Below are 13,662 nucleotides of genomic sequence, written 5' to 3'. Positions count from 1 at the left end.
TTAGTAACCTGACGAATTCATGTCAGGTTGAAATTCGCTGCCGTCCAAGCGTCCGATTGTGGAACTTATCGTGCCATCATGATGCAACGAAATTTCTCGCCATCCTGGATTGGTTGAATCGAGAGCAAAATCATCAGAATCAGGCAAGAATTGAATACACGTTGATGGCGCAGCCATCACACGACATCCATTGTGGTGAACATCCAACGCTTGATGGATATGTCCACATACCACCCCTTTCACGTTATTGTGTCTCGCAACCAAGTTCCAGAAGTCTTCTTGGTTGTGAAGCTGATGCTGATCAAGCCATGCACTGCCCGCAGGGAGCGGATGATGGTGCAACAACACTAAGGTGTAACGGTCGGGGTTAGCCGACAGCGCCGTATCCAACATTGACAATTGCTCGGGCGACAAACGACCATGAGGAACGCCTTTTACTTGGCTGTCCAACATCACCAATTGCCAATCTTCACCAATCAATACATGGTCGCAGCGTACGAGTGTCGACTGTGCCAAGACTTTTTGCATTTCTGCCTGATAGTCGTGATTGCCCGGCAGCCAATAGCAAGGTTGAGACCAAGGCGATATACCGTCCACAAAGCGTTGATAAGATTCTTCAGTGTGATCTTGAGACAAATCACCCGTCGCGATAATCGCGTCAAATTCAACGTTTTGAGCTTGGATCTCTGCCACCACGGCATGATAACTCGCAGCCGTACTCACCCCCAGCAAACAGCCATAAGGGTCGGCAAAAAGGTGGGTATCTGTAATTTGCAACAACCGGACGGTCTGGCTGTGTTGGCTAGGTTGATGGCAAGTCCGCAACGTCTTGAAAATCCTGATGGTAAATACGCGTCGACATGTTAACGCGTCAAACTAATAAATAATATTGTGTTTTGCTATTCCGTTTCGCAAACAATGTCCCAACCAGTCGGAGAGAAACGCATTAATCTGATGTTTCTCATTACGCTGGTGCATTCGTGGATTCGGATAATCATAACTCGGCTGAATTCGAGAAATCTGCTGACTAGTACACACTTCAGCGACTCGTGCATCGTGATACATCCGAACCGTGAGCCGAGGTCTCAAATAATGAGGGATCTCTCCCCGCTGCCAAATATCCAATAAGGTGGTGTAACGTGTCGACTCAACCACATCTAATTGGAATTCATTTCCCTGTATGTCATACACACAGAACTCACCGACATCATCCTGACGGGGCATCAGTCGCAGCAACTTGGCATAATTGGTTTCGTACATTCGCATCAAAGCTGATAGATCAACATGATACCCTCGTCTCAACATATTTCTTCCCGCAAGCGGTCAGATGAATGTACTACTCAATCTTCACGCCATTTCTTTAAATTTAATGCTAACCACTGTAACGCGATGATCGACGCCGCGTTTTCAATTTTGCCTTCTTCAACCCATTGCATTGCGGTCGTGCGCGGCACAAGGTGAACCAGAATATCTTCACCTTCTTCAGGCAAGCCGTGAATACCTTCGGCACGACTGGCATCAACAATGCCCAAATACAAATGAATGCGTTCTGAACAGCCGCCAGAGCTAGACAGGTAACTGGTCATTGGCACCAGTTCATTCACTGAAAGCCCAGCCTCTTCTTCGGCTTCACGAACAGCAACCGCATCTGGTGTCTCATCTTTATCGATAATACCCGCGACAATTTCCAACTGCCAAGGCGATGGGCTCGCAGCCATGGCACCTATGCGGATCTGCTCGACCAATACGACCTTGTCACTAACAGGATCATAAGGGAGCATTGCCACCGCATGCCCTCGCTCGAAAAGTTCACGCTCAATGGTCTCACTCCAACCACCCGCAAACAGGCGATGACGGAAGCGATATTTTACCATCTTAAAGTAACCATTATAGACAACGTCAGAACGTTCAATCTCGACGTCATCTTCACCAAACTGATTGGGGTGCATATTTTGTGACACGTTTTGTCCCATCATGGCCTCCGAGCGGGTTGCAAATGATAAGTCTCACAAATACGTGCCCGCAATCCTAAACCTTCACTTTTTTGGTATGGATTGCAGAAATATTTGAATGAGGTCTAGGTTTCGATGCTTTTACGACCAATTTTTCTTAATAAATCCTCATATTGTCAGTTTCAAGTAAGCGAGCATGGTTTACACTAGGCCGATTACCTTTTGGCAATTTATATAACAACGAAAAGTTCAGGGATTACCTTTATGAAGAAATTGCTTCCCTATTTCATCGGAGTAGCGCTGAGTACAGCTGCTTCTATGGCTAGCGCAGATGACTTGATCCAAGTGTACGAGCAGGCAAAACAAAGCGATCCGCAATTGCTGCAATCAGCAGCAACACGCGATGCAGCCTTCGCGGCTGTTGATACAAATCGCGGTACGCTTCTGCCTCAAATCAATCTATCAGCTGGCTACAACCTTATCCGAAACAGTGACGAAGGCTCTAACGGTCCTTTCTTCGATACAGACACGCTAACTGCAGGTGTGGATTTGAGCCAAGAGCTGTTTGACCAAAATAGCTGGATCAATTTAGACATCGCTGAAATCACTGCCCGTCAAGCAGACGCAGTTTACGCCGTTGAGCAACAAGGGCTTATCCTTCGTGTGTCGCAAGCTTACTTCAACGTGTTGCGTGCGATTGATGACCTGACGTTTGTTCGTGCAGAAAAAGCCGCGGTTGGTCGTCAGCTAGAACAAACCAAGCAGCGCTTTGAAGTGGGTTTGTCAGCCATTACTGATGTCCATGATGCGCAAGCGCAGTTTGACTCAGTACTGGCGCAAGAAATCCTGTCAGAGAACTCAGTGAGCAACAGCTACGAAGAGCTGCGTGCAATCACAGGTCAGCGCCATGAATCACTCAATGTGTTGAATACCAAATCGTTCTCGGCAACACGCCCTGACCAAACGCCAGAAGCGCTGGTTCAACAAGCAGAAGAGACTAACTTGAGCTTGTTGGCACAACGTATCTCTCGCGATGCAGCGAAAGAGCGCATCAGCTTGGCTGAATCCGGTCACATGCCATCTTTGACACTAGATGTAGGTTACGGTTACACCGACCAAAACAACAAGTCAAACTCAACGCGTGATGCAAGCAACAATCAGTTGTCTGGTGGCATTAACTTTGCGATGCCACTTTATTCAGGTGGCTCGATCACCGCTGGTGTAAAAGAAGCGCAGTACAACTATGTTGCCGCATCTGAGCAGCTTGAAGGCACTTATCGCACCACAGTGAAAGATGTTCGCGCATTCTTCAACAACATCAACGCTAGCATTGGCGCACTTCGTGCGTATGAGCAAACCGTTGTTTCACAACGCTCTGCGTTGGAAGCGACAGAAGCTGGTTTCGAAGTGGGCACACGTACCATTGTTGACGTTTTGGATGCAACGCGTCGCCTTTACGATGCAAACCGCAACTTGTCGAATGCACGTTACGACTACATCGTCAGTGTTCTTCAACTGCGCCAAGCGGTTGGCACACTGAGCGAAAACGATCTGGTTGAAGTCAACAGCGGTCTGATCACTCAGAAGAAATAAGCATTTGGTTCAAACGTTTCGTTGAAAACATACCGTTCAACGTAGCGCTCAACACATCGATCAACTTATCGATAAACGTAGATTTCTGAAAACAGAGCCTACGTTGAAACAGAAACAAAAAGGCACCGCAGATGCGGTGCCTTTTTTAATTCTTAACGCCAAAACGCAATCCGTTAGTTATGACCGCTCAGGATTGAATTGATGATTTCAGTGGTTGAACAACCGTCTTCAAAATTCAGTACTAGAACTTCACCACCTGCCGCAATCACTTCTTTGCCGCCTGCAATCTCATCCGGTTTGTAGTCACCACCTTTTACCAGCAAGCTTGGCAGCACATCACTGATCAAACGCTGAGGTGTTTCTTCACCGAAAGGCACAACCCAATCCACCGCACTCAAACCCGCCAACACCGCCATACGACGATCCGTTGGGTTCACAGGGCGACCTGGGCCTTTGAGACCGCGAACAGACTCATCCGTGTTCACAGCAACAATCAAGCGATCGCCCAATTTAGCCGCTTCGTTCAGGTAAGCCACATGACCTGCATGCAAAATATCGAAACAACCATTGGTCATCACGACTTTCTCGCCACGTGCTTTTGCCATTTGAACCGCTGCAATCAATTGGTTTTCGGTCACAACACCAAAGCCCGATTGGTGGCTACCATGTACCGCTTCGGTCAGCTCAATAGTAGAAAGCGTCGAGGTACCCAGTTTGCCCACAACCACACCGGCCGCTGCGTTAGCCAGCGCACACGCTTCAGCCAGTGATTTACCTGCAGCCAGCGATGATGCCAATACAGAAATCACGGTATCGCCAGCACCTGTCACGTCATACACTTCTTTGGCGAGTGTAGGCAAGTTCAGTGGTTCATGACCTTCTTGCAGAAGCATCATGCCGTGTTCGCTGCGCGTCACAAGCAATGCATCGAACTCAAACTTACGGATAAGCCCTAAGCCTTTTTCGATGATGTCATCTTCAGACAGACACGCACCCACAACGGTTTCAAATTCACTCATGTTCGGTGTTAACAACGTTGCACCGCGGTAGCGTTCAAAATCCGCGCCTTTCGGATCCACCAGCGTTGGGATACCCGCGCTACGCGCCAATTGGATCATTGGCTGAACATTCTCTAGCGCACCTTTCGCGTAATCTGACAAGATCATCGCTTTGGTTTGCGGCAACGCGGCTTCAATGCGCTCTAAGATCGGCTGCACATCCACGTTACGGAAGCTTTCTTCAAAATCCAGACGGATAAGTTGTTGGTTACGGCTCATCACGCGCAATTTCGTGATAGTCGGGTAATCCGCCAAACCCACAAAATGACAATCCACTTTCAGTGAACTTAAGGTGTCGTTCAGCACCTGAGCTTGTTCATCCTGACCAACAAGGCCAATCAGTCGCGCTTTACCGCCGAGCGCTGCAATGTTCATTGCCACGTTCGCCGCGCCGCCTGGACGTTCTTCAGTTTGATTGATTTGCACCACAGGAACTGGCGCTTCAGGTGAAATGCGGCCAGTTGGGCCATACCAGTAGCGGTCTAACATTACATCACCAACAACCAGAACATCGGCTTGCTGATAGTCAGGCAAAGTGAGTTTCATCGTTTTCTCCACGGACAAAGGAACGTGGCGATATTACCATATACCCGAGTAACCTCAAGATGAAGGATTCACAGCCTTAACCGCGCGGCTCTGCCAGCCTTCAAGCCAAAAAAACTCTCTGAATACTGTGTCTTCAGGTTACTTGGGTATCGTCAGCGTTAAGGTTACAATGCGTTTCTTCTGTATATCGACTGAGTCAGGAAACACATAATCGCCATGAGTCGAACACACGACGCACCGACATTCCAATGGTCTTATCTACATCCTAAGTATCTGCATACGTGGATTGGGGTTGGCTTGATGTTTCTCATCAGTTGGCTGCCTTATCGCGTTCAGCGCTTTTTAGGTCAGAACCTTGGTCTTCTGATCATGAAATTCTTCAAAAGTCGTCGCAAAATAGCCGATCGCAACCTTCAACTTTGCTTCCCTGAAATGACGGGCGGTGAACGCAATGCGATGTTGAAAGAGAACTTTCAACATATGGGGCTGGCACTTTTTGAAACCTGTATGGCATGGTTTTGGCCAAAGTGGCGCATCAGAAAACACATGAAGTTCGTGGGTTTTGAACAGCTTGATGAAATTAAAGCCGATAAAGACGGTGTGCTGATTGTCGCGGTTCACTCCTTCAACCTTGAATTAGGTGCTCGCGCATTTGGTGTGCACACATCGGGTTATGGCGTTTATCGCCCAAATACCAACCCAGTGTACGACTGGTTCCAATACCGAGGTCGTACCCGTGAAAATGGTGCCATTGAGCGCCGCGATGTAAAACGCATGGTCAAAGAGCTGCGCAAGGGTGAGCTCCTTTGGTATGCACCAGACCATGACTATGGTCGCCACCGTTATGCATGGGCACCCTTTTTTGCGGTAGAGAAAGCCTGTACAACAACAGGGACGCACCTTCTTGCTTCTGCAGGCAAAGCGAAAGTGATGACATTTACCATCACGCGTGATCGCAACGGTACCGGGTATACACTGACCCTAGATCCGCCGATGGATGCCTTCCCGTATGACGATGAAGAAGCCGCTGCAATCTATACCAACAAATTTGTAGAGCGCTCTATCATGCGAGCACCTGAGCAATACATGTGGTTGCATCGCCGTTTCAAAAGCCGTCCTGAAGGTGAGCCGTCGCTTTACGACTAACACTCTCCATCACAGACAAAGATCGCGAAAAAGCCAGCATCACTGCTGGCTTTTTTTGTGTCTAGCTATCGGGCTTATCGGGCTATTGGGCGCGCATTTATTCCATCCATGCTTTCCACGCATCACGCACCACTTCACGCTCATGACAGAAACGATCATTGGCGATTTCAACAGACGCATCCAACAAGTTGAGACGATGAATCTCATCACGCATTGCTACATAAGCATCGCGAAGAGCAAGTGCTTGGGCTGTTGCCAAAATCCCAGCTTGTGCCATGTCTTCAAGGATACGGGCATTGTCACTCCATCGGGTTAACGCCGATTCTTCATGGCTGTTAGCAAGCACCAAGAATTGCGTGAGAAATTCAATGTCAGTGATCCCGCCAGGATCTTGTTTAACGTGAAACTTCCCGCTCTCTTTACTCCCCAGATGCTCACGCATTTTCACCCGCATCTCTGCCACATCTTTTCTTAATTTATCGATGTCGCGCGCTTGGGTGAGCACTTGCTTACGCACTTTGGCAAACCCCTGCCCCAACGCTGCATCACCATAGATCAAACGCGTACGTACCAAGGCTTGGTGCTCCCACGTCCACGCTTCGGTATTCTGGTATTCTTGGAACGATTCGAGCGTCGTCACTAGCATGCCGGACGCGCCAGATGGACGAAGTCGGGTATCGATTTCGTACAAAACGCCCGAGGCTGTTCGCGTAGAAAATAGGTGAACAATACGCTGCGCCAGACGCAGGTAGAACTGACGACCATCAATCTCTTTCGGGCCATCGGTATACACATTGTCAGGGCAATCATGCAAGAAAACCACGTCCAGATCCGAACCATACCCGAGTTCGATCCCACCGACTTTTCCGTAACCCACCACCGCAAAGCCGCGACCCTCTCGACCGAGCAAATGCGTAGGTTGCCCATATTTCTCCGCCATTTGATACCACGCTTGATTCACCACCGCTTCCACAATGGCTTCAGCCAGATAGGTTAAGTGGTCGCTCACTTTCATCACGGGCAACACACCCGCGATATCTGCAGCGGCAATGCGCAGTAACTGGGTCTGCTTATATTGGCGGATCATTTCCATTTGCTGCTCCATATCCTCTTCAGGAATACGGGCCAAGAAATCAAACAGCTCGTTGCGGTATTGATCGATCGGTGTCGGATTATAGAGATGCTGGAGATCAAGCAACTCATCCAGCAGGATCGGATAGGTCGCTAATTGATCGGCAACCATTGGGCTAGCACCGCACAAGCGCACTAATTGGGTGATCGCACCATGGTGCTCATCAAGGAGTTCAAGGTAAGTCGTACGGGTGGCGATTCTCACCAACAGCTTCAACACACGCTCAAGCACCGCAAGGCTGTCTTCGCGACAGACAATTTGGCTGAGAACCACCGGCATTAAACGGGTCATCACTTCACGACCACGAGGCCCTAGTGTTCGTTTGGCCAATTCTTCTTTAAAGCTCAGTAAGGCTTGCGCCTTTTCAGCGGCATGATTAGCAGAGATATCGACAAGGATTTTCTCCACCAGCTCCGGATCGCGTGCAGCGTCCCAAATCTCAATAAAATCTTCAGCGATCTTCTCACCATCACTTTCTTCTTCATCACCGATAAGATCGTCAAAGACGGTGTGAACGCCTTGCATGTGGCTGCCAATTGCCGCCAAAAGATCGTCCCAGCTAGGCTCGCCCATCGCGATCGCCAAACGTGACTGATCGATAGGGCTATCCGGCAAGGTTTGCGTTTGTTTATCGTCAATCGCCTGCAGCAGGTTCTCAACACGGCGCAGATAGCGATAAGACGCTTCTAACGTATCCACTTCTGGCTCAGGCAACAAACCCAGTTCGCGAATCGCATAAAGGGTAAAGAACAGGCCACGTCGGCGAAGAATAGGATCTCGCCCGCCACGGATCAGCTGAAAGGATTGTGCGATGAATTCAATTTCACGAATGCCGCCCGCCCCCAACTTAATATTGTTGCTGAGCCCACGACGACGGACTTCACTGCGGATCATCGCTTTCATTCGGCGTAGTGATTGGATCGCGCTGAAATCGATATAACGACGGAACACAAAAGGACGCAACATTTGGCGTAAGGTTTGATAGCAATCAAACTGCTCTTTGCCCATGACACGCGCTTTGATCATCGCGTAACGTTCCCAATCCCGACCTTGTTCTTGGTAGTAGTCTTCCAGTGCAGCAAAGCTCATGACCAATGGGCCGCTGTCGCCAAACGGACGCAGACGCATATCAACGCGATAACAGAAGCCATCAAAGGTGTGTTGATCCAGCGCCTTGATCAAACGCTGTCCCAAACGGGTAAAGAACTGGGCGTTAGCGATACTCCGTCGCGCACCCTGCGTCTCGCCGTTTTCTGGGTAGGTGAAAATAAGATCAATATCAGATGAAAAGTTCAGCTCGCCGCCACCGAGTTTCCCCATCCCGAGGATCAACATAGGCTGCGGGTTACCCTCTGCATCGCAAGGTGTTCCCCACTCGCTGCAGCAATGACGATAGAGCCAACCATAGGCTTCCATGATCAACGCTTCAGCCAGCTTAGACAGGTGTGACAGGCTGTCATCTAATGACAAGGTGTTATTGAAATCATGCCACGCTAGCCACGTCATTTCCTGTCGGCGAAAACGACGTAATTCTCGCATCAAGCCGTTCTCATCTTGCTGCGTTTCAAGCTGTAGTTTGAGTCGTTTTCTGTACTGAGGCGCACGTAGGCCAGATGGCAGGTTTTCCTCAAGCCAAGGCAGCAAGGTGTTGTCATGCAGAATGGATTCAGCAATAAAATCGCTTAGCGCCAGCGTGCGGGTCAGCGTTTCACGCGATTCCCCCTGCCAACGGGCAAGGTTTTCCGGCTGATTCTCAAAAAGTGCTTCTAACCTGCGTGCCGCGCAAGTTTCCAGTTCCATGGGCAACGACATCTGATACTTTCCTATCAAAAATTCTATTTTGGTTTCTTTGCTAACTGTCTCGCTGATCTCCCCAAACCTTATCAAGAACCTCGTTTTTCGAAGCTAAGTTTGAGTGTCGCGTTATTAAAATATCATAAAAAAAGCCCACACAAGGTGCGGGCTTCTTGATTCGCGTGCAGAGACTAGACTGCAAACTCTTTTATTTTCAAATCCAGTGCTTCCGCATTATTTTGTATGTCGCCAGAGGTTTCTGCCAACTCCGTCACCACGGTCACCGACGCCTGTACCAGCTCTCTTACATTGTTCAGGTTCAGGTTCATTTCATCCGTCACGGATGCTTGCTGTTCCGCCGCTGAAGCAATTTGGAAGTTCATATCATTGATTTGCGCTATCTGCTCAACAATCAGGTTCAATTCATCCCCTGCTTTGCTCACCGACGCCACACTCTCAACCGCCTCCACCACGCTCTGTTCCATCAAGCCAACGGCTTGTTGAGCGGAGGATTGCAATTGGCTGATCATCTCCTGAATTTCAACCGTCGCTTTTTGTGTGCTTTGCGCAAGATTACGCACTTCATCCGCAACCACGGCAAAACCTCGACCTTGCTCACCCGCACGTGCCGCTTCAATCGCCGCATTCAATGCCAGAAGGTTCGTTTGCTCTGAGATCCCTTGAATGGTGACCACCACAGAACTGATTTTTTCCACTCGCTCTTCGACTTGATTGACCACTTGAGCCGATTCACGAATATCGTCAGACAGCTTGTTAATCGTCCCGATGGTGTTGCTCACGTATTGTTGACCGCTGACGGCCTGAGCGCGGGAGTTTTCTGTCGCTTTTGATGCTGCACGAGCGTGGCCTGCCACTTCTTGTACCGTAGAGGTCATCTCGCTCATGGCCGATGCCAGCTGATCAATTTCACCAAATTGTTCTTTCGCCGACTCTCGTGTTTCATCCATGCTGATGCTCATCACTTCAGCCATAGAAGACAGATCTTCGGAAGACGTTCGCTGCGTTTTAATCACACTCGCTAACTGAGCACGCGTTTTTTCGAGTTCACGGGCCAGCTCTCCAAACTCATCGTTACATTCCATCACTACTGGTTGGCTTAAATTTCGCTGTGCCATAGCGCGAATACAGTCAATTAAGTAGTTAATCTGACGGAGCATCAATCGAGAACCGCCGAGTAAAATCACCATAAACGCGACAATCATCAGCGCGGTTTGCCAAGCCACTTGCACAAGGTAAGCTTGGTAATACTGATTTGCTGCAGAATCAGGTTGCGATGCTATGGCTAGCCAATCCGTGCCCTTAACAGGAACGACAAAGCCATGACGCTCTTGCCCTGTCAGATGATAGGTGAAGTCGCTTTGTGCATTACGCATTTGCTCGTCCAACATACGCCCGCTTTCGAGTGACAAGTTTAACCCCTTGAAGTCACGAATCGTTGGGTGCGCGAGAACCTCACCCGTGGATGAGTTAGCGAAAAAGACATATTCATTATCGGTGCTGGTCGAATTTTCGCGGTCGGCGACGTTTTCCAACAATGTGGTTCCTTGCGGCAACGCAAGGAGGACGCTAGCAAGTTCCGCACTGCGTAATGCCTGACCGTGGCTTTGTTTTTCCGTCACCGTGGTAACAGACTCTCGAAATGTATTGGCGTCCCACAGTTGCTTTGCAATCAGCAACACGGTACTAAATACCATCAGCAGCACAAGTTTAGGGACGAGTTTGATGTTACTGACAGCCTTTTCCCAAGGCTTGAATATCATCTGGGACATTCTACGTGACTCCTTAATCATTGCATCACATCGGTTGCGATACACTAGAGCGACGAGGCATCGAGCCTTCTTTTCGCTCTACTTTTAACGGCAGCAAAGGTAATTAATTGAACGATGACTGACGACAAAACACAAAACCTAGATCTTAATCCGATGAGCTTGTTGAGCTTACTGCTCTCTTTCGTCTCATTGTGTGTTGTCAGTACCATTCTGTTATTACCCAAAAGTGATCCCCTTTATACCTTACTGCTCGGCATCGATACGCTGATTTGTCTAATTTTCTTGCTCCAACTCTCGGTACATTTTCTCAAAAGTGACAACAAGCTCAATTATTTGAAAACGCACTGGATCGACATACTTGCCAGTATTCCCGTCGTCGAAGCACTTCGATTTGCCCGCGTGTTCCAAATCTTCAGGGTGGTCAGATTGCTTAAGGTCAGCGAGCCATTACTGACCTACATGAGCAAAAATCGAAACGAAACCACACTCGCCAGCATATTGCTGCTTATGACTGTGCTGATTTCGACAGGCTCTGCCGCCATTTTTACGTTTGAAAGCCCGGCAGAAAACGCCAACATCACGAGTCTGACTGATGCAATCTGGTGGATGTTTGTCACCATTTCTACGGTTGGGTATGGCGATCATTATCCGGTAACGCCCGTGGGGCGGGCGATATCTGTCGTGGTGATCATTTGTGGGGTGGCTATTTTTGGTGCGGTGACAGGCTTGGTGGCGTCTTACATCACCAAGCCAGAGAAGAAAGAGCAGGAACAAGCTGAACGTCAGCGAGAAACCTTGAACACGCTATTGGTTCAACAAGACCAAATCCTCTCGCAGTTGTCAGCCATGGAAAAACGCCTAGAGGCGCTTTCTGCCCCGCCGGCTTCATCCATTGACGAGCAGACAAAAAAATAGCGCCATCAGGCGCTACTTTTGATGTCTAGACTTCTTGACCAAATCACGTTTCAGGCAAAGCCTACTCGTCCCAGTAAGGGTCTAGATTTAATCCAATCTGACGAGATTGCATCATGGCATGCGACAAGGATTCTTCCTTGCGGCGCAACCATTTCTCAATCTGCGCTTTGTCTTCATCACTGAAGTCTTCCTGCTCTGCTAATTTACGCACAGGATCGAGCAACAAAATATCGTCAATCCCTTGAAGAAGATCCAACCAAGGCAATCTGAATGTTTCACGATCTTCTGCATCATAAAGTGCAGCAACACAGCAACCCGACAACAAGTTACGCGTCAGACGCGGTTGTTGATCCAAGTAACCGAAACGATCCAATTCATGCTCAAGCGAAAAGACACTTAACAACTCATTCCAAGACGTCGTTAATGCACGGTTTGCAAAGCTTCGAATCGGCTCCGCCAATTTCTCGCGCGCTTTGTCATCCAAAAAAGGTTGCCAGCCACGCGTCAAAATCCAACGGCTAAGATCAAGCAGCAAATTGCAGTAGCGCGCAGAGTGAAGCAACTCGAGCACTTCAGAGCGCTCCGGCAGTGCTTCATAGCTTTCACCCAATTTTGCCAACAACGGCTTCTGCACGTTCAGCTTTCTTAGGAAGTAGCCTTTGTCATCGACCAAGCGCTCGATGGCGCGCGCTTCGTTGATCCATTCCAGCTCACCTTCAAGCCATTGCAGTTCTTGACGAAGCAACGCACTGGCGCGACGAGGAATTAAACCTCCATACAGTGCCAATGCTTGGCGGATCAATGCCACTGCATTGCACATCTCGAAAATGGCATCTGGCTCAGGCCGCTCGACGTAAATCTGCTCGTGGTAATGCCAATGCTCAAGCGCATGTTCCAAGGCGGTAACAAACGCTTGCTCGGTCGACTCTGCATCAACCACCTTTACAATCGATAACGGTTTAACGGTGTCGCCTTGATAACCTGTAGCAAGGCGATAGCCTCGCGCAGCTTTACTCAAGTTGCCCAGACGCAGTCCGCCGTTTTCAGCAAGCTCTCGGGCTAATACAAACAAAGCATCCGTTTGGCCTGATTTCAGTTCAATCTCCACCTCACAGATAGGATCGTAACCGCCATCAGTGGTGGTGACATCACCGCAATCAAAGGCGAGCTCTACCTGACTGCTGTCGGGCATCGCAAGTAACCATTGTTGGCGTTCAAAATCGGTCGAAAAGAGAGGATGAATGTTGGCACCAAGCGCCTCGATATCTAGCCCTTCAGGCCAAGCATCGGCTGGGATCAACGAGAGATCGGGAACGGGAGAATCAAGCTCCGCATTGTATTCTGGTCGTTGGTGAAGGCCTGCAACAACACGTCCGGCGGTTTTCAGGGTTTGTACAAATACATCGTCGTATCGTCTCACCCGCAAACCAATATCGTGCTGGCGCAGCAAAAAATCAGGGGTATCGTAGTAGATATTGCCGAGGTTTCGCTGGCGTTGCTGCAATACCTTTAAATCAGCAATTTTGTCTCGGATCTGTCGCGAAAAGTCCGACGAGACAAAAAACTTTAACTCTATCTCAGTTTCCATAAAGGTACCTATAACCAATAGCCAACCAAGAATATGGGTAATTGGACACTCGAGCAAGTGACTTTCATTGATCTGAAACGGTATCAATGAGAATGTGATTGCGCTAACATTCGCCGCTTGTACACCACTGTGTAAAAGTTAGTCTGCA

General features: G+C 49.0%; 10 protein-coding genes. 3 read left to right on the top strand and 7 right to left on the bottom strand.

Going from position 1 to position 13,662, the window contains the following annotated elements:
• Genes cpdA through nudF form a run of 3 tightly spaced genes read right to left on the bottom strand, consistent with a single transcriptional unit; the run spans window position 1 to window position 1,973 of the window.
• The gene (gene cpdA, locus Q365_RS0112115) at window positions 1–825 is read right to left on the bottom strand and encodes a 3',5'-cyclic-AMP phosphodiesterase (protein ID WP_028023592.1); all 825 of its coding nucleotides are present in this window, start codon (window positions 823–825) and stop codon (window positions 1–3) included.
• A 51-nt stretch (window positions 826–876) separates the two neighbouring features.
• Window positions 877–1,305: a DUF1249 family protein gene (locus tag Q365_RS0112110; protein WP_028023591.1), complete on the bottom strand. Its 429-nt coding sequence runs from the start codon at window positions 1,303–1,305 to the stop codon at window positions 877–879.
• Window positions 1,306–1,340: 35 nt separating this feature from the next.
• A complete protein-coding gene (nudF, locus tag Q365_RS0112105; RefSeq protein WP_035024899.1) occupies window positions 1,341–1,973 on the bottom strand; it encodes an ADP-ribose diphosphatase in 633 nt (210 codons plus the stop codon).
• A 243-nt stretch (window positions 1,974–2,216) separates the two neighbouring features.
• Here nudF and tolC point away from each other — a divergent pair, with 243 nt between their 5' ends.
• Window positions 2,217–3,545, top strand: coding sequence for an outer membrane channel protein TolC (gene tolC / locus Q365_RS0112100; protein ID WP_028023589.1), 1,329 nt, complete (start codon window positions 2,217–2,219; stop codon window positions 3,543–3,545).
• A gap of 173 nt (window positions 3,546–3,718) precedes the next feature.
• Here tolC and hldE read toward each other — a convergent pair whose 3' ends face one another.
• Window positions 3,719–5,149, bottom strand: coding sequence for a bifunctional D-glycero-beta-D-manno-heptose-7-phosphate kinase/D-glycero-beta-D-manno-heptose 1-phosphate adenylyltransferase HldE (hldE, locus tag Q365_RS0112095; protein ID WP_028023588.1), 1,431 nt, complete (start codon window positions 5,147–5,149; stop codon window positions 3,719–3,721).
• Between the two features lie 216 nt (window positions 5,150–5,365).
• On the opposite strand from hldE, the gene lpxL reads away from it, so the two are divergent.
• Window positions 5,366–6,295, top strand: a complete 930-nt coding sequence (gene lpxL / locus Q365_RS0112090; protein WP_028023587.1) for an LpxL/LpxP family Kdo(2)-lipid IV(A) lauroyl/palmitoleoyl acyltransferase — start codon at window positions 5,366–5,368, stop codon at window positions 6,293–6,295.
• Between the two features lie 97 nt (window positions 6,296–6,392).
• Here the strand turns inward: lpxL and glnE are convergent, their stop codons facing one another.
• Window positions 6,393–9,239 carry a bifunctional [glutamate--ammonia ligase]-adenylyl-L-tyrosine phosphorylase/[glutamate--ammonia-ligase] adenylyltransferase gene (glnE, locus tag Q365_RS0112085; protein WP_028023586.1) on the bottom strand — a complete coding sequence of 949 codons (2,847 nt, stop codon included), beginning with the start codon at window positions 9,237–9,239 and terminating at the stop codon, window positions 6,393–6,395.
• 173 nt (window positions 9,240–9,412) lie between these two features.
• Window positions 9,413–11,011: a methyl-accepting chemotaxis protein gene (locus Q365_RS0112080; RefSeq protein ID WP_028023585.1), complete on the bottom strand. Its 1,599-nt coding sequence runs from the start codon at window positions 11,009–11,011 to the stop codon at window positions 9,413–9,415.
• A gap of 114 nt (window positions 11,012–11,125) precedes the next feature.
• Here Q365_RS0112080 and Q365_RS0112075 point away from each other — a divergent pair, with 114 nt between their 5' ends.
• Complete coding sequence (locus Q365_RS0112075; RefSeq protein ID WP_028023584.1) at window positions 11,126–11,926, top strand: potassium channel family protein; 801 nt, start codon at window positions 11,126–11,128, stop codon at window positions 11,924–11,926.
• Window positions 11,927–11,987: 61 nt separating this feature from the next.
• Here Q365_RS0112075 and Q365_RS0112070 read toward each other — a convergent pair whose 3' ends face one another.
• A complete protein-coding gene (locus Q365_RS0112070) occupies window positions 11,988–13,514 on the bottom strand; it encodes a CYTH and CHAD domain-containing protein (protein WP_028023583.1) in 1,527 nt (508 codons plus the stop codon).
• Between the last annotated feature and the right edge of the window lie 148 nt (window positions 13,515–13,662).

The organism is Enterovibrio calviensis DSM 14347, assembly GCF_000621165.1.
Taxonomy (GTDB): domain Bacteria; phylum Pseudomonadota; class Gammaproteobacteria; order Enterobacterales; family Vibrionaceae; genus Enterovibrio; species Enterovibrio calviensis.
The sequence above is the reverse complement of the archived record's forward strand: the minus strand, read 5'-3'. Positions and strand labels throughout refer to the sequence as shown.